Origin of the sequence: Xanthobacter flavus (assembly GCF_017875275.1) — a bacterium.
In the GTDB taxonomy this organism is placed as follows: Bacteria; Pseudomonadota; Alphaproteobacteria; order Rhizobiales; family Xanthobacteraceae; genus Xanthobacter; species Xanthobacter flavus_A.
The window spans coordinates 652,716-668,500 of the sequence record NZ_JAGGML010000001.1 but is presented as its reverse complement, the minus strand read 5'-3'; the positions used below and the strand labels follow the sequence as shown (position 1 = coordinate 668,500).

Genomic DNA, 15,785 nt, shown 5'->3' with positions numbered 1-15,785 from the left:
TGGGAGACATGAGCGACGAGATCCGCGCCCAGTTCCCCGCGCTCCCGGACGGCGCCGCCGTGCTCTTCCGCGCGCTGGAGGCGGCCAGCCGCCCGGTGGACGATCTCACGATCAGCGAGTGGGCCGACCGCCACCGGATGGTATCGGCGGAATCGGGCTCGCCCTGGCCGGGCAAGTTCCGCACCTCCCGCGTGCCCTACCTGCGCGAGCCGCAGGACTGCCTGCACCCGGACCATCCGGCCCGCCGTGTCACCGCCCGCTGGGCCGCCCAGCTCGGCAAGTCCACGGCCATCGAGAACTGGTTCTGCTACATCGTCGACCAGTCCCCGGGCTCGATGATGATCGTCCTCCCCACGCTGGAGGAGGCCACGAAGTTCAACCGGGTGAAGCTGCAGCCCACCATCGAGGCGACGCCGCGGGTCGAGCACAAGGTGCTCCCCGTGAACAGCCGCGACGAGCAGGGCTCCACCACGGCATTCAAGAAGTTCGCCGGCGGCTTCGCCCAGATCGTCAATGCGGGCTCCTCCAAGGGCCTGCAGATGGTCTCCATCAAGTACCTCGCAATGGACGAGGTGACCGGCTATCCGCGCGACGTGGACGGTCGCGGCTCCCCGCGCGATCAGGCCCGGGCCCGCCAGAAGATGTACGGCGACCTCGCCAAGGAATGGCAGGGCTCGACCCCCGGCCTTGCCGGCGAATGCGCCATCACCGCCGATTATGAGGCCGGCGACCGCCGCCTGTTCTACGTGCCGTGCCCCCATTGCGGCACCTTCCAGCCTTTGACTCCGGACGCCCTGCGCGGCCCGGACGCAGAGGCGGGCCTCGCCCCGCACCTGCGCTGCCTCGCCTGCGACGGTGCCATCCTCGACGGCCACAAGGCCCCGATGCTGGAGGGTGGCGTCTGGATCGCGACCCGCGTGCCCGATGACGAGGCGCCGGTGCCGGAGACGCTCAAGCCGGAGGAGGTGGCCGCCTGGGCCTGCCCCCCGTGCGAGGGCCGCTGCCGCGACTGGCAGCCGAGTTATCACCTCTGGGCGGCCTACGCCCCGCGCGAGCGGTTCGGCGAGATCTGGACCCGCTGGCAGGAAGCCGAGGGCGACACCACCAAGCTGCGGGTGTTCTACCAGCAGGATCTGGCGCTGCCCTACGACCCGGGCGGCGTGACCATCGAGTGGGAACGCATCGTCGAGGCGGCCCGCGCCCGCGAAATGCCCGCCCGCGTGGTTCCGCCCGGCGCCGGGTTGCTGGTCTCCACCGCCGACGTGCAGAGCTACGGCATCAAGTGGGTGGTGTATGCCATCGGCCCGCTCGGGCAGCGCTGGCTCATCGACCGCGAGGTGTTCGAAGGTTCGCCCACCGAGACCGACGAGCCGTGGATCGCGCTCGCCGATGCGCTGGGGCGGACCTATCCGACCGCCGGCGGCGCGCACAAGGGCATCGACCTGTCGGGCATCGATTCCGGCTTCGCCACGCACCGCGTCTATCTGTTCTGCGCCGGGCGGCCGAACCTCTACGCGCTAGATGGCCGCCCCAGCTCCGGCCTGCCGTGGCTCGGCACGCCCGTGAAGCGGGATGTGAAGGATTCACGCGGACGGGTGCTCACGAAGGTGATGCTGTACCCCGTCGGCGCCTATGACGTGAAGACCGAGGTGATGGCCGGCCTCGCCAACTTCGTGCAGGGGAGCGACGCCAACGGCGCGTGGCCGCGCAACACGCTGCACCTTCCCGCCGATCTCACCGACGAGGCGCTGGCCAAGGAATTGACCGCCGAGCGACTCACCGAGCCGGACGAGGAGGCCCTCAAGTCCGCCGGACGCGCCGGCCGCAAGCTCATCAGCCCCCGGGCGAAGCGCGAATGGAAGCGCCTTCCGGGCCGTGCCAACGATTTCTTCGACGCCACGGTCTACGCCTTCGCCCTCGCCTGGCACCTGGAGCGGCGCCGCCGTCTCACCACGCAGGGCTGGGCGGACCTCATCACGCAGGTGCATGGCGCCCCGCCGGCACCGGACCTGTTCACTGCCGCCGACGAGGGGCCGTTCAAGCCGAAGCCCCGCCCCGCGCCCTCGCTCTCCCGCGAGGACCGCAAAGCCAAGTGGAAGAACCGGACATGACCAAGCCGCGGGTGCGGGTGAAGGCGGGAAGCATCGCTTTCCCCGCCGCCACCCCTGCGCCTGCGGTTTCGCGCGTCCGCCATGTTCCGCAAGCCCGCTGGATGCGCGATGCGTCCACGGGCGTGCTCTCGGCCCGCCGCTCCAGCCTCATCGACAACCGCGACGACGTGCGCCGCGTGTGGGACCGGATCTCCGGCCTCGCCCTCGACTTCATCCAGAATTCCGGACGCCTCAAGGGCGCCGTGGACCAGGTGCTCGCCGACACTGTCGGCACGGAGCTCAAGCTCTTCGCCCGGCCCGACCTCGCCCGCCTCGGCTATACCGAGAAGGAAGCGGCGGATTGGGCGCGCATGGTGGAGAAGCGTTGGCGCCGCTGGGCGTGGAACCCGGCGGAATGCGACCTCAAGGGCAAATGGACGCTGCCGCAGCAGGTGGACGTGGCGCTGCGCCACCACGTCGCCTATGGCGAGGCGGTGGGCGTCATCGACTATCTCACGCCCGCCCAGCGCGCGGCCTATGGCGCCACCACCGGCACCAAGTTCCTGCTCGTCGCGCCGCACCGGCTGGTGCGCGACACGTCGGAGATGGACCGCCTGCACTCCGGCGTCCTGCACGACGTGAACGGCCGGCCCGTCGCCTATCGCCTGCTCGAGCGGGTGAACGGCATGGACGTGAAGGTCGACCATGCCGCGCGCGATGCCGACGGCCGTCCGCAGGTGGTGCACGTCTTCGATCCGTGGGATGCCGGCGACGTGCGCGGCATCTCCGTCATCGCCTCGGTCCTGCGCACCCACGCCAGCGCCGAGCAGCTCGGCGACGCGACGCTTGCGACCGCCATCCTGCAGACGCTCTTCGCCGCGTCGTTGACGTCTGACCTCAAGGATTCGGCGGAGGCTTTCCAGGCCATCGAAGCCTTGGAGAACGCCGATCTCACGTCGGAGTTCGGGGCCTATTTTTCCGCCCGCATGGATGCGGCGTCCGCAAATTCGCTGGTGCTGAATTCGGCAAGCCAGGTCAATCAGTTGGCGCCGGGCGAGAAACTGGAGTTTCACACGGCCTCCACGCCGGGCTCGAACTACATCCCCTTCGCGGCGGACCTGCGCCGCGAGATCGCCCGCGCCATCGGGGTGAGCTATTCCAGCTTCTCCTTCGACTTCAACGGCGCCACGTATTCCTCCACCCGGATGGAAGGCTCTTCCATCTGGCCCGTGGTGCTCCGCCGCCGCGAGCGCATCGCCGCCCCCATCCACCAGGCCGTGTATGAGGCCTGGCTCGATGAGGAGATCGGCGAGGGCCGCATCCCCATCAAGGGCGGCTATCGCGCTTTCCGGGCGAACCGGGATGCGGTGTGCTGGGCTGATTGGCAGGGGCCGGCGAAGCCCACGGCCGACGACGGCAAGTCCGCCAAGGCCGCGAGCGAGCGCCTCGTCAATGGGACCTCCTCGCTCGCCATCGAATGCGCGGAGCTCGGCCTCGATGTGAACGACGTGCTCGCCCAGCGCGCGGCCGAACTGGAGCGGATCGAGGCCCTCGGCCTGCCGAACCCCTTCGTCCGTTCCCCAGGCACCGGCGCGCCGGACCAGACCGACCCAGCCGATCCCGTAGGAGCCGCCGCATGAGCGTGGACCCCTGCGCCGAGGCCGCTCGCCTGCGCGCCTTGCGCACGCAGATCGTCACCGAGGGCGCCGTCGTGCGCATCAAGGAAGGCGAGCGCGAGATGCAGTCTACCGGCCCGGACCTCGCGAAGCTGGATGCCCTCATCGCCGAGCAGGACGCCGCCTGTGCCGCTGCAACCGGCCAGCGCCGCACGCGCTTCGCCAAGCGCATGCGTTTCGGCTGCTCGTGATGACTGCCGCCAGCTTCGTCCCGTGGGTGGGTTTCGCCCTCCTGTGGATGGCCGTCGGCTGGATCTGCGGCGCCGCCTGCCGCGACTGACGGCACGAGGACACAGAATACCTGAGAGGGGGCCGCCCTGCGCAAGTCGGACGGCCCCCTCACCACGCGCCTCCTCCCGTCCTGAGGCCGTCACAGACCGACCGCACGTGTTGCCCAACGGGAGCGTGCGCCGTGGTGACGATGGACAGCCCCTTGGGCAAGGGCACTTTTTGGCCTGCTCATGCCAGCGTGGAGAGCAGGGACGCGCCGGAAGCTCGGGAGAGCGGTCAGCCCTATCAGTGTCGTGAATAAAGCTTCGGCTGAGGTCACGGATGGCGAAAAGCAAACTGCATCAGGGGACACGGAATAACGCGGGCGGAGGCACGGCTGGCACGCCTTTTGGCGAGCATCAAATTCAAGGACTCCCCATGGCCCGTGATCTCATCGTCGACGGCGAGCTGGTGCTCTATGGCCCTGTCGGCGGCGACTGGTGGGACGATTCCGGCTTCACCGCCATGGATGTCATCCAGTCGCTGGCGCAGATGGACGGCGACATCACCGTCCGCCTCAATTCCGGCGGCGGCGTCGCCTGGGATGGCGTCGCCATCTACAACGCGCTGAAGGCCTATTCAGGTGCCGTCACCGTCGTGGTGGAAGGCGTCGCCGCCTCCGCCGCCTCCATCATCGCCATGGCCGGCGACGATGTGGAGATGCGGGCCGGCGCCCTCATGATGATCCATAACGCCTCCACCATCACGTGGGGCACGGCGGAGGATCACGAGAAGAGCCGCGAACTCCTCGCCAAGCTCGATGGCCAGCTCGCCGCCATCTATGCCGAGCGCACCGGCCTCGACCTGGCCGAGATCCGCGCCCTCATGGACGCCGAGACCTGGATGGATGCCGCCGAGGCCATCGACAAGGGCTTCGCCGGCGCCGCCGACGACGAGAAGGCGGCCAAGGCTTCGGCCTTCGATTACCGCCTCTATGCCAAGGCGCCCAAGGCCCTGCAGAGCCAGTCGAAGAAGCTCAAGGCGCCCGCCGCCGCCCAGCCCTGGGGCGTGCCGATGAATACGGCCGCCCCTGCGGCGGCCCCCCGCAAGCCCGCCAAGATCACCCCTTCCGCGGCCCCCGCCGCCAAACCGGAGGCTTCCATGCCCGAGACCAAGGCCGCCCCCGAGGCGGCGAACGACAATGCCAAGGCCGTTGCCGAGGCCACGAAGGCCGCCACCGCCCGCATCGGCGGCATCCTGAACCATGCCGAGGCCGCCGGCCGCGAGGCGCTGGCCAAGCACCTCGCCTTCGAGACCGAACTCGACGTGGAGGCCGCCGCGAAGCTCCTCGCCACCGCCGAGAAGGGGGGCGAGCCGACCCCGCAGCAGGAAGAGTGCCCCGCCGCCCACGCCGACCGCCGCGCCAAGGCCTCCGGCCTCACCGCGCCGGTGGCTGGCGATACCAAGCCGAAGGGCAAGGGCGACCTGTCCATTCTCGCCTCCTGCGTGGCGAAGGCCAACAAGCGCCGCTGAATCATCACTCGCCACGCGGGCACAGGTGCCGCCCGCCAACCCACCTGTGCCCGCGTGGTGCAGCCATCGGCTGATGCGGGTTGGCGGGCGGCGCCTCAGCCGATGGCTTCGAAAGGAATCCATTCATGGTCACGCTCACCGAAGACCTGAAGTCCGGCGCCGGGCACTACATCGTGTCCGAGGCGTCCGGCTATCGCTCGCGCGAGGTCGGCACCATCGTGTCCGGCGCCGGCGTGCTCAAGCCCGGCACCGTGCTCGGCAAGATCACCGACGGCGGCGTCGTCACCGTGACGAAGACCGATGTCGGCGGCGGCAAGGGCGCCCTCACCCTCGCGGATCCCGCCTATGGGGCCGGCGTCAAGGAAGGCGTCTATAAGGTCATCCTCATCGAGCCGGCGGCGAATGCCGGCACCTTCGAGGTGGAAGACCCCGATGGCGTCGTGATCGGCACCGGCACCGTCGGCGTCGCCTTCACCGGCGTGGTGAAGTTCACCCTGGCCGATGGCGGCACCGATTTCGCCGCGGGCGATATCGCGCTGGTCACCGTGGCCATCGCCGATCCCGCGAACGTCGGCAAGTACGCCGTCCACGACCCTGCCGCGACCAACGGCGCGCAGGTGCCCGCCGCCATCCTCTACCAGGGCTGCGACGCCACGTCCGAGGATGTGAAGCGCACCCTGACCGCCCGCGACACCGAGGTTCATGCGGCGGTGCTCACCTGGAAGTCCGGCATGACCGACGACCAGAAGGCCGCCGCCCTCGCGGTCCTCTCCGCCAGTCACGGCATCGTCGCGCGCTGAAGCGCGGCGCCGTTCCTCCCCATCACCTGCGCTGACGAGGGCTGCTGCCCAAGAGCGCCTATCACTCAAGGGGTTTCCACATGGGCCTCGTCACCGACGTGTTTTCCCAGAACGCCTGGGGCGTGATCGAGTATCAGGAAGAGATCGTCGAGAAGGTGGAGTTCAAGCCCCAGCTGCTCGGCTCCCTCGGCCTGTTCCAGCCGATCTATTCCCGCTCGCGCACCATCGCCATCGCCTATCGCGAGCGCACCATCGCCCTCATTCCCACCTCTCCCGACGGTTCGCCGCCGGCCGAGCTGGTGCCGCAGGACGCCAAGGTGAAGCCCTTCAATACCGTGCGTCTCGCCAAGGGCTCCACCATCTATGCGGCCGAACTGGCCGGCGTCGCGGCGCTGCCCTTCGACATTCAGACGAAGGAGGTGGCCGCCGAGGTCACCAGCCGCACCGCGCAGATCATGGACGATCTGGAGCTGACTTGGGAGCACATGCGCCTCGGCGCCATCCAGGGCAAGGTGATGGACGCCGACGGCACCACGGTCCTCAAGGACTGGTATGCCGAATGGGGCGTGGCCGAGCCGGCGGAGCTCGACTTTGAGCTCGACGACGCTGCCACCGACGTGCGCAAGAAATGCCGCGACGTGAAGCGCGCCATGCAGAAGGCGGCCAAGGGCGTGTGGACTCCCACCACCCGCGTCGGCTCGCTGACGGGCGACGAGTTTTTCGACAAGCTCGTCAACCATCCGCAGATCAAGGAGACGAAGCTCGGCACCGAGCGGGCGGCGACCATCGAGAACATCGAAGGTTATTCGTCCATCGAGATTGAAGGCATCGTCTTCATCAACTATCGCGGCACCGATGACGGCGCTCGCCTCGCCATCGGCTCCACCAAGGCGCGCTTCTTCCCCATCGGGGCGCGCGGCGCCTTCCAGGTCGGCTTCGGCCCGGCCAACGAGTTCAAGCCCTACCTCAACCAGGCCGGGCGCGAATATTACGGCCTGCTCCTCGCCGACACCTCCGGCCGCGATGCGTGGGACCGGACGGAGATCTACTCCTATCCGCTCTTCATCTGCACCCGCCCGGAGATGCTGCTCCGCGCCAAAATGCAGTGATGGGTCGGCGCAACGATGCCCTCGCCCTTCGACGCCCTTGCCGTCCGATTGAATGGGGCAGTGAATGGCCTCAGGGGTGAGGGCTTCAGGCTGATGCCCATGGCCAAGGCGGACGTGAACGGCCGCCCCGCGCCCGATGGCACCCGCACAGAGGTGGCGTTCACCGCCACCTTCGACGATCAGGGCAACCGCGCCGGTTCCGGCGTGGAGGACTGGCGGGCGGCCAGCATCCGCAAGGACAAGCCCGGTCACACCACGGACCGGCCGGAAGTCCACGCGGAGCGCAGCCTCTTCGCCGAGCGCCCCCGCCAGGGCGACCGCCTGCGCCGCACCGCGACGGGCGAAACCTTCGAGATCGCCGAGATCGTGCCGGCCGGCTCGCTCTTCATCTTCCAGCTCAATCGATAGCGCCCGAGCAGGACATCACATGTCGTTCTCCCGGATGGCCCTTTCCCTTGCCGTCCTCGAGGCGCTGTGCCCGAAGGCCGCGAACGGGAATTACCCGACCCCGGCCGGCGGCAACGTCTACCGCGAGCGGATCGGGCCTCTCGACGATCTGGCGGAGGACGCCAAGCGGCAGCTCGTGGTCGTCGTCGGAACGGGCCGGGACGATGGCACCGCCAACAGCCCCGCCGGCCCGCCTTATCTGCGCGTGATCGAGGTGGAGATCGCCATCTTCGTGCGGGTGTTCACCACCTTTGAGGACGATGCCGGCGAGGAAACACCCTTTTGGACCGTGCCCGTCACGGACGCGGAAGCCGACGATGCCTTGAGCGTGCTGGAGCACCGCATCCGGGACGCCCTCCTGTTCGGCGAGTCCGGCCGCATCTTCCGCAGCCTGCGGCAGAAGCTGCCAAGCATCGTCTCCACGCAGGAGCGGGAGCCGGAGGAGGGCGTGAAGCTCGCCGCGCGGCGCGTCGTCCTGAATGTGCAGGTGCCCGACGAATGCCCCCTCATTCAAGCGGATGCGGAGGGGGTCGACCGGCTGCCGACGCCTTTGCGCGGCGTGGCCGAAGCCCTCATCGCCGCCGGCTACGCGCCCGAGATCTTCGCGGCGCTAGGCACCGCTTTGCCGGTGCAGCCCGCGCCGGTGCCGTTCACCGGCATCACCCTCGACATCGATATCTCGCAGCCCTCCGACGGCACGGCGGACATCACCGCCGATGTGGCCATTCCGCAGGGTTAAAGAAGGGTTTTCCCTATGCCCCGCCTTCGCGCGCGTCCGGTGCTTCTGGATGGCAAGCTGGTCCCGTCGGCCCTGAAAGACCGGCGCACCAACCGATGTCTGCCGCCTGAAGGCCGGAACGTACCGCTAGACGATTTCTGGGTTCGTCGCCTCAGCGCGGGCGAAGTTGAGATCGTTCCCGATCCTCAGCCTGCAGAGCCCGAGCCGGCTGCGGAAGCGCCCTCCGGCGATCAGCCCGCCTGACACCAATTTTCATAGAATCTGGAGCGCCCCATGGTCGCCTTCAACACCATCCCCGGCAACATCCTGGTGCCGTTCTGGTACGCCGAGATCAATTCCGGCGGCACTCCCTATCAGGGGCAGTCGCGCTTGCTCCTCGCCGGGCAGAAGCTGGCCGGGGGCCTCGCGTCCGCCGGCACGCCCATCGGCCCCATCCAGTCCAAGCGCGAGGCGGAAAGCCTGTTCGGCGCCGGCTCCATGCTGGCCCACATGTATGTGGCCGCGCGCAAGGCCGCGCCGCTCCAGCCCATCTGGGCGCTTCCGCTGGCCGATCCGGCCGGCGCCAAGGCGGCGGGCACCATCACCATCGGCACCGCGCCGGGCGTGACGGGCGTGGGCGTGCTGCATGTGCTCGGCCGCCGCCTGACGGTGCAGGTTTGGGCGGGTGACGCTGTCGCGGATGTGGCCGAGGCTATCGCCGCCGCCATCAATGCCGAGGGGCTTCCCGTCATCGCCACCTTCGCGGCTGGGGTCGTTACCGTCACCGCCCGGCATTACGGCACCCTCTTCAATGGCCTTGAACTGGCGAATGCCATCGAGGGTGGGAACGTGCTGACCGCCAGCAACACCACCATCGTCGCCATGTCCGGCGGCACCGGCGTGCCAGACCTCGCCGCCGCCTTCGCCAATCTCGGTGACGATGCGTTCGACTGGATCGCCGGCCCCTATGCCGATTCCACCTCGCTGAATGCGGCGCGCGATCTTCTCAGCTCCGTCACCGGCCGCTGGTCGCCCATGGATCAGCTCTACGGCCACTACCTTACCGCCTTCTTCGGCACGCTCTCCGCCTGCGTCACCCTGGGCGACGGGCGCAATGACCCGCACGTCTCCATCATGGCGAGCCAGGTGTCGCCCTCGCCGCAATGGGAATGGGCAGCGGTGCTCGGGGCCGTCGTCTCCTCGCACCTCACCGATGCGCCGGAGCTCTCCCGCCCGCTGCAGACGCTCCTCCTGCCCGGCATCCTGCCGCCCCGCGACCGCGCCGTGTGGTGGAACAAGGCCGACCGCCAGGCGCTCTATACCGACGGCATGAGCGCCTACACCGTCACTGAGGACGGGCTCGTGGCCATCGACCGCGTGCGCACCACCTATCAGGTGACGGGCGCGGGCGTGGCGGATGGCACCTTCGGCGACATCGAGACGATGGCGCAGGGCGTCTTCGCCGTGCGCTGGTTCCGCACCGAGGTCTCCAACACCCATGCCCGGCAGGCGCTGGCGGACGACAACCCGCACAACGTCGCCGAGATCACGACGCCGAAGGACATCCGCAACACCCTCATCCACGCCTATCAGGGCCTGGTGGAGATCGGCGTGGCGGAAAAGCCCGAGCTGTTCGCCGAATATGTGGTGGTGGAGCGCGACCAGAACGACGCCAGCCGGGTCAACGCCTACATCCCCATGGACGTGGTAAACCAGCTGCGCGTGTTCGCGGCCAACGTCACCATCAACCTGCAATACGAGGGCTGAGGGTGGAGCGTGTCGTCACGATCCTCCTCATCGGGGTGGTCGTGATGCTCCTCATCGCCGCGCTCCACCAGCCGGAGGCGTGAATGGGCCACGTTCTCGTGCTCCTCGCCTGCCTCGCCGCCGATCCCGCGACCTGCCGGGAGGAACGCGTGCCGCTCGACCTCGCCGCCTCCCGCGCACCCCTCCCCATGGAGTGCGCCGGCGCAGCCATGGAATGGGCCGCAGCCCATCCCGCCTTCATCGTTCGCCGCTTCGCCTGCCGCCCGTTCGACCGGGAAGCTTGAGTTCTTTCGCGGCAGTCGCAATGCCGCCCGCCAACCCATTGCGCCTGCCGCGTGGCGGCTGCGCCGCCTGACTCTCACCACGGAGAAACGCCGTGTCCGACTGCTGCAACCAATTCGGCGGCACCATCTATCTCACCGTCGACGGCGAGCGCTTCGTGCTCTCCGAGGCCGACATCACCCTCATGCCCACCAATGCCGAGGTGGAGGGCATGGCGAACCAGGACGGTTCGGCCGCCTATCGCGTCTCGCCCCGCCTGCCGCGCGCGGAAATCTCGTTCCGCCAGGGCTGCGGCTTCAAGTGGGCGGCCTGGATGGCCAAGTGCAAGGTCAACGCCACCATCGTGGAAGAGACCAACGGCCGCCAGCACTTCTACACCGGCGCCCGCTTCGTCGGCCGCCCCTCCATCAACCTCTCCTCCGGCGAGGTGACGGGCGTCGCCATCGAGGGCGGCACCTATCAATACGTGGCGGGCTGAGGCGATGGCGAAGATCGTGGACAATCCGGACGGTACCAAGACCGTCCGGCTCGAGGCGCCCGTCACTACCCACGACGGGCAGGTGCGCGAGGTGGTGCTGCGCGCGCCCACCTATTCCGATTTCATGGCGCTGGGCGATCCCACGTCGCTCATCATCGCCGCCGGCTCGGCCCTGCCGCAGGACGACATGGTGGTGATCCGCCAATATGTGGAGCGTCTCTCCTCCGTCCCGCCCGAGCACCTCACGCAGATTCACGCGCTGGTGGACGCCATGGCGTTGGCCGAGGCGGTGAAGCGTTTTTTTCGGGAGGCGTCGGCCGGCATCTCGACGCCCTCGCCGACGCCTTCCTCTTCGACCTCCGCTGGCCTCTCGGAGATGTCCGCCGCCTGACGCTGGCGGAGATGTGGACCCTCGGCGCGCGCTGGGCGGCCTGGCTGAAGCCGCGAAAGGTGAGGTAAGTCAATGCGCACCATGGAAGCCCGGGCGGTCATCTCGGCGCAGGATAAGACGGGCGGCGTCTTTCGCCAGGTGGCGGCCAAGATCCGCGGGCTGGAGCGCGCCTCCGCCATGCAGTCCCGTGCCGCCCCGTTGCTGGAACGCGGCGCCCGCGCCGCGTCCGGCTGGGGCGCCGGCCTCGCCGTGGCGGCGGGCGGCCTCGCGGCCATGGGCGGCGCGGCCGTCGGCGGCAAGATCAAGGATGCCGTGGTCGACTATGCCGCGCTTGAGCGGCAGATGAACCGCATCGGATTGACGGGCGGGGCATCGGCGGCAGAGACGACGCGCGCCACGGAGGCCATCAAAGTGATGGCCGAGAGTATGAAAATGCCACTTGACCAGGCCGTCAGTGGGCTGGATGCACTTGTCGCCTCTGGCAAATCCATGGGCGAGGCCCTCGATTTTCTCCCGTCTGTCTTGGCAACTGCGCAGGCTTCGGGTGCCGCGACTGCGGACATGGCTAAGACGGCCATGACTGTGTCCAAGGCAATGAAGGTTCCAGCATCGGAAATGCAGGCTGCCTTCGATTCACTCGTTGTCGCAGGTAACCTCGGGAATTTCGAACTCGATGCGATGGCACAGCATCTGCCCAAGATAGCTGCGTCTGCTCAAAAGCTCGGGCTCGTCGGCGTGGATGGAGTGCAGCGGCTGGGAGCAATGTTGCAGGTCGTCCGCGAATCCTCTGGTACTGAGGAGCAGGCCGCGACGGGCATGACCGATGCCTTCGAAAAACTATTGTCCCCGACTGTGCTCAAGGCTGCGCAAAAACAAGGGCATGATTTCGAAAAAATCATGCTCAAGGCCGAAAAGCAGGGAAAAAACTCTTTTGAAGCGATCATCGAGTATCTGAAAGATAAGACAAAAGGTACCGACCTTGAGAAAAACCTTTTGCTGTCTTCCATATTTTCCGAAGCAGATAGTCGTAGGGCAATTGTCGGTCTTATGAAAGACTGGGACTTGTATCAAAGCAAACTTGCGGAAGTAAAGAAAAGCCAAGGTGCGGTTTCCCAGCAGTTGGTACGTATATTGAATGATGCTCAAGCGCAGTTGACCGTAGCGCAAACGAAATTCAACAACGCGGCCCTTGCGGTGGGCCAGCAGGCCATGCCAGCGGTGACGCAGTTCCTGGAGCGCGCCGATCTTGAGGTGCAGCTGTTCAAGGAGCAGATGCAGGACCTTGACGGCTGGATGAAGCGGAACCTCGGTTTCGGCCTTGCCGACGTGCAGAAGGCCACGAACTTCGGCGGCCCGAGCAACGACGATATCAGGGCTGATATCAAGCGGCGGCAGGAGGAGCGCGATAATCCGGCGCGCGCCCGCCTCAATGCGCTGGAGGATGAGAAGCGGCGCCACCAGGCCAGCCTCGCCGGCGACCAGCAGCATGTGGATACGCTGCGCGGATACGGCTACACCCCGGCGCAGATCGCCGCCGAGGTGCCGACCTATGCGGCCACGCAGAACAAGCTCGAGGAGCTCGACCGTCTGATCGCGGCTGCGCGCCTCAATGTCCTGATCGCCTCCGGTGGGCGTTTCCCCGCCGATCAGGGCGACCGCATGAAGGTCCGCGCCAACATGGGCCGCCGGCCCGCCGACATGGGCGACTGGGAGGCCGCGCGCGATGCCTATCAGCCGCCTTTCCCGGTACCGGTCGACCGCAGCGTCCCGTTCCCGACCCCGGTGGATCGCGGTGCCATCACCGCCGTGGTGCAGGATCCCGTGCCCGTCACCGGCACCGCCGAGGTGAAGGTCACCGTGACGGTGGACCCGTCCAATTACCTCATCGCCACCCTCAAGGAGGCGAGGGGGGCCATGAAGATCCAGAACGGCCCCTCGGTGGGCCGCTCTATGCCGGAGGCCGAACCCTCCTCGGGAACGTCCTCCGGCCCATAAGGAGCCAGCCCCATGCCCTGCCGCGACTGGCTCAACACGCTCTGGCCGGCCTCCTTCCGGGGCGTGCCCTTCTATGTGCAGCATGACGAGGAGTTGCCGGGCCGGCGTCTCGTCGTCCATGAGTTCCCGAACCGCGACCAGCCCTTCATCGAGGATCTCGGCGAGGCCGCGCGACACTTCACGGTGGAGGCCTATCTCGCCTCCGATACGGCGGACGCGCAGGCGGCAGCGCTCTCGAACGCCATCGCCACCAGCGGCGCCGGCGTGCTGGTGCTGCCGACCCACGGCCCGCTCAACGTCCGCGCCCTCAATGGCGCCCGCTCGCGCGACAAGGATGCGCACGGCTACATCGCCTTCCGCATCGAATTCGTGCGCGAGGGCTTCGGCTTCGCCCTCGCCTCGGTGGGCATGGCCGCGTCGCAGGTGCTCGCCGCCGCCTCCGGCCTCGCCGGCATCGCGGGGGCCGCCTTCGCGCGCATGGATGTCGCCGGCCGGCCGGAGCGGGTGGCGGTGGCCGCATCCTCCACTTTGGTGGAGGCCGCGAGCGCGCTGGAAAGCGTGCGCGCCACCTATCCGGTGGAGGCCTCCGCCTCCGCCACGGCGCGCGATGCCATCGCCGCGCTCGCCGACGAGGCCTCCGCGCTGGTGAGCCGGGCGGGCGGCGCCGACGGCAGCGCCGCGACCCGGCTTTACGACATCGCCTCCGGCCTTGCCGCCGGCATGGATGCCACGGACGCCCGCGCCGCCTTCGCCGATTTGGTGGATTTCGGCGTCGCCGACGCGCCGGTCTTCCGCAGTGCCACCTCCCGGGCGGCCTTCGCCGCGGCAGGGGAGGCGGCCCGCGCCTTGCGCCTCGCCGTGCTCGCCGCTTATGCCGAGGCGCTGATGGCCGCCACCTTCGCCGACCGTCCGTCCGGCATCGCCGCCCGCGCCGAGGCCTCCGAGCGCTTCGGCGCCGAGATGGCCCGCTGCACCGGCGGGCTCGACGCCGAACTCTTCGTCGCCCTCTCCGAGCTGCGCGGCCTCGTCTGCGCCTATCTCACCCGCCTCATCACCGACCTCGCCCCCGTGGCGCAGGTGGAGGCGCCGCGCGCCATGCCCTCGCTCTGGTGGGCCTGGCGGCTCTATGGCGACCCCGCGCGTTGTGAGGAGATCACGGCCCGCAACCGACTGCCGCACCCGTCTTTCGTGCCGCGCACGTTTGAAGCCTTGGTGAGCTGATGGGCGAGGAAATCGTTAGGGTCGCCGTCGGCGGGCGCAGCTACACATCGTTTGAACGCTTCGAGCTTTCGGCCGCGCTGAACGAGGCGGCGCGGACCTTCGAGATTGAATGCGCCCATGAGGGCGGGCCGGGCGTCACCGCCTGGACCTTCTCGGCCGGCGCGCAGGTGACGATCGCCTTCAACGGCACCACGGCCCTCATCGGCTATGTGGACAGCTACAAGCCCCGCGTCTCCGCCACGGCCCGCACCGCCATCGTCGCGGGGCGCTCCAAGGGCGCGGACTACATCGATTCCTCCGCCGAGCACGAAACCGGCGAGATGCGCGACAAGACCGTCGAGGATCTCGCCAAGGCGCTCGACAAGTACGGCGTCGGCATCCAGCTCGACGTGTCGGAGACCTTGAAGACGATCAAGGTCATGCGCATCACGCCCGGCGAGACGGCGTTTCGCACGGTCGAGCGCTATTGCCGCTCCCAGGGGCTCACCCTGTGCGGGCAGGCGGACGGCTCCATCGCCATCACCAAGGGCGGCCGGAAGCGGCATGCGGGCGGGCTGATCGAGGGGCAGAACCTCCTCGAGGCCGAGGCCGATCACAATTGGTCCAACCGGCACAGCGAATATCGCGTGCGCGGCCAACGGCCGGAGGGCCACGGCGCCTCCGCCATGGAGATCGAGCGCATCGCCCGCGACAGTGTAGTCAAGCGCCATCGCCCGGTGATCGTGGTGGTGGAGGAAGACACCGACGACGAACGCGCCGAGACCCGCGCGAAGAACCGCAAGGACCGCTCCGCCGGCGCCGCGCTGCGCGCCACGGTCCACACGCAGGGCTTCCGCGATCAAGGCGGCACGGTGTGGGAGCCGGGCCGCCTGATCTATGTGGAGAGCCCGAGCCTGTCCATCCAGCAGGACATGCTGGTGGAGAAGGTGAGCTTTCGCCAGGACGATGGCGGCTCCATCGCCGAGGTCGGCGTGGTCGACCCCCGCGCCTACGGGAACAAGGCCGGCAAGGGGAACAAGTCCGGCAAGGCCTGGGGGGTCGATTGAAGCCCGCCGCAGGCGCCCCGCG

General features: G+C 68.4%; 16 protein-coding genes. All 16 read left to right on the top strand.

Annotated elements, in window-relative coordinates; translation table 11 throughout:
• Nucleotides 1–8: 8 nt before the first annotated feature.
• The 16 genes from J2126_RS03275 (at nt 9) to J2126_RS03200 (ending at nt 15,763) form a co-directional block, all read left to right on the top strand.
• Nucleotides 9–2,111: a phage terminase large subunit family protein gene (locus J2126_RS03275; RefSeq protein WP_209483900.1), complete on the top strand. Its 2,103-nt coding sequence runs from the start codon at nt 9–11 to the stop codon at nt 2,109–2,111.
• Complete coding sequence (locus J2126_RS03270; RefSeq protein WP_209483898.1) at nt 2,108–3,730, top strand: phage portal protein; 1,623 nt, start codon at nt 2,108–2,110, stop codon at nt 3,728–3,730. The genes J2126_RS03275 and J2126_RS03270 overlap by 4 nt, the downstream gene beginning before the upstream one ends.
• Nucleotides 3,727–3,957 carry a hypothetical protein gene (locus J2126_RS03265; RefSeq protein ID WP_209483896.1) on the top strand — a complete coding sequence of 77 codons (231 nt, stop codon included), beginning with the start codon at nt 3,727–3,729 and terminating at the stop codon, nt 3,955–3,957. Before J2126_RS03270 ends, J2126_RS03265 begins: the two co-directional genes overlap by 4 nt.
• A gap of 457 nt (nt 3,958–4,414) precedes the next feature.
• Nucleotides 4,415–5,509: a head maturation protease, ClpP-related gene (locus tag J2126_RS03260; RefSeq protein WP_209483894.1), complete on the top strand. Its 1,095-nt coding sequence runs from the start codon at nt 4,415–4,417 to the stop codon at nt 5,507–5,509.
• Nucleotides 5,510–5,634: 125 nt separating this feature from the next.
• Nucleotides 5,635–6,309, top strand: coding sequence for a head decoration protein (locus J2126_RS03255; RefSeq protein WP_209483892.1), 675 nt, complete (start codon nt 5,635–5,637; stop codon nt 6,307–6,309).
• Between the two features lie 80 nt (nt 6,310–6,389).
• On the top strand, nt 6,390–7,418 hold the full coding sequence (locus J2126_RS03250; protein ID WP_209483890.1) for a major capsid protein: 1,029 nt from the start codon (nt 6,390–6,392) through the stop codon (nt 7,416–7,418).
• Nucleotides 7,419–7,511: 93 nt separating this feature from the next.
• The gene (locus J2126_RS03245; RefSeq protein WP_209483888.1) at nt 7,512–7,826 is read left to right on the top strand and encodes a hypothetical protein; all 315 of its coding nucleotides are present in this window, start codon (nt 7,512–7,514) and stop codon (nt 7,824–7,826) included.
• A 19-nt stretch (nt 7,827–7,845) separates the two neighbouring features.
• Complete coding sequence (locus tag J2126_RS03240; RefSeq protein ID WP_209483886.1) at nt 7,846–8,604, top strand: hypothetical protein; 759 nt, start codon at nt 7,846–7,848, stop codon at nt 8,602–8,604.
• A gap of 15 nt (nt 8,605–8,619) precedes the next feature.
• On the top strand, nt 8,620–8,847 hold the full coding sequence (locus tag J2126_RS25905) for a DUF2635 domain-containing protein (protein ID WP_209483884.1): 228 nt from the start codon (nt 8,620–8,622) through the stop codon (nt 8,845–8,847).
• A gap of 30 nt (nt 8,848–8,877) precedes the next feature.
• Nucleotides 8,878–10,350 (top strand): phage tail sheath subtilisin-like domain-containing protein, encoded by a 1,473-nt coding sequence (locus tag J2126_RS03230; protein ID WP_209483882.1) that lies wholly within the window; start codon nt 8,878–8,880, stop codon nt 10,348–10,350.
• 83 nt (nt 10,351–10,433) lie between these two features.
• Complete coding sequence (locus J2126_RS03225) at nt 10,434–10,634, top strand: hypothetical protein (RefSeq protein ID WP_209483880.1); 201 nt, start codon at nt 10,434–10,436, stop codon at nt 10,632–10,634.
• A gap of 92 nt (nt 10,635–10,726) precedes the next feature.
• The gene (locus J2126_RS03220; protein ID WP_209483879.1) at nt 10,727–11,110 is read left to right on the top strand and encodes a phage tail tube protein; all 384 of its coding nucleotides are present in this window, start codon (nt 10,727–10,729) and stop codon (nt 11,108–11,110) included.
• 4 nt (nt 11,111–11,114) lie between these two features.
• Complete coding sequence (locus J2126_RS03215; protein ID WP_209483877.1) at nt 11,115–11,501, top strand: phage tail assembly protein; 387 nt, start codon at nt 11,115–11,117, stop codon at nt 11,499–11,501.
• Nucleotides 11,502–11,573: 72 nt separating this feature from the next.
• The gene (locus tag J2126_RS03210) at nt 11,574–13,496 is read left to right on the top strand and encodes a phage tail tape measure protein (RefSeq protein WP_209483875.1); all 1,923 of its coding nucleotides are present in this window, start codon (nt 11,574–11,576) and stop codon (nt 13,494–13,496) included.
• A 12-nt stretch (nt 13,497–13,508) separates the two neighbouring features.
• The gene (locus J2126_RS03205) at nt 13,509–14,717 is read left to right on the top strand and encodes a DNA circularization N-terminal domain-containing protein (RefSeq protein ID WP_209483873.1); all 1,209 of its coding nucleotides are present in this window, start codon (nt 13,509–13,511) and stop codon (nt 14,715–14,717) included.
• The gene (locus J2126_RS03200) at nt 14,717–15,763 is read left to right on the top strand and encodes a phage baseplate assembly protein (protein ID WP_209483871.1); all 1,047 of its coding nucleotides are present in this window, start codon (nt 14,717–14,719) and stop codon (nt 15,761–15,763) included. Before J2126_RS03205 ends, J2126_RS03200 begins: the two co-directional genes overlap by 1 nt.
• Nucleotides 15,764–15,785 lie beyond the last annotated feature (22 nt).

Coding starts and splice junctions, on each gene's coding strand:
- J2126_RS03240 (WP_209483886.1), top strand. CDS start 7,846: ATGTCGTTCTCCCGGATGGCCCTTTCCCTTGCCGTCCTCGAGGCGCTG.
- J2126_RS03205 (WP_209483873.1), top strand. CDS start 13,509: ATGCCCTGCCGCGACTGGCTCAACACGCTCTGGCCGGCCTCCTTCCGG.
- J2126_RS03230 (WP_209483882.1), top strand. CDS start 8,878: ATGGTCGCCTTCAACACCATCCCCGGCAACATCCTGGTGCCGTTCTGG.
- J2126_RS03200 (WP_209483871.1), top strand. CDS start 14,717: ATGGGCGAGGAAATCGTTAGGGTCGCCGTCGGCGGGCGCAGCTACACA.
- J2126_RS25905 (WP_209483884.1), top strand. CDS start 8,620: ATGCCCCGCCTTCGCGCGCGTCCGGTGCTTCTGGATGGCAAGCTGGTC.
- J2126_RS03250 (WP_209483890.1), top strand. CDS start 6,390: ATGGGCCTCGTCACCGACGTGTTTTCCCAGAACGCCTGGGGCGTGATC.
- J2126_RS03225 (WP_209483880.1), top strand. CDS start 10,434: ATGGGCCACGTTCTCGTGCTCCTCGCCTGCCTCGCCGCCGATCCCGCG.
- J2126_RS03245 (WP_209483888.1), top strand. CDS start 7,512: ATGCCCATGGCCAAGGCGGACGTGAACGGCCGCCCCGCGCCCGATGGC.
- J2126_RS03210 (WP_209483875.1), top strand. CDS start 11,574: ATGCGCACCATGGAAGCCCGGGCGGTCATCTCGGCGCAGGATAAGACG.
- J2126_RS03275 (WP_209483900.1), top strand. CDS start 9: ATGAGCGACGAGATCCGCGCCCAGTTCCCCGCGCTCCCGGACGGCGCC.
- J2126_RS03270 (WP_209483898.1), top strand. CDS start 2,108: ATGACCAAGCCGCGGGTGCGGGTGAAGGCGGGAAGCATCGCTTTCCCC.
- J2126_RS03260 (WP_209483894.1), top strand. CDS start 4,415: ATGGCCCGTGATCTCATCGTCGACGGCGAGCTGGTGCTCTATGGCCCT.
- J2126_RS03265 (WP_209483896.1), top strand. CDS start 3,727: ATGAGCGTGGACCCCTGCGCCGAGGCCGCTCGCCTGCGCGCCTTGCGC.
- J2126_RS03215 (WP_209483877.1), top strand. CDS start 11,115: ATGGCGAAGATCGTGGACAATCCGGACGGTACCAAGACCGTCCGGCTC.
- J2126_RS03255 (WP_209483892.1), top strand. CDS start 5,635: ATGGTCACGCTCACCGAAGACCTGAAGTCCGGCGCCGGGCACTACATC.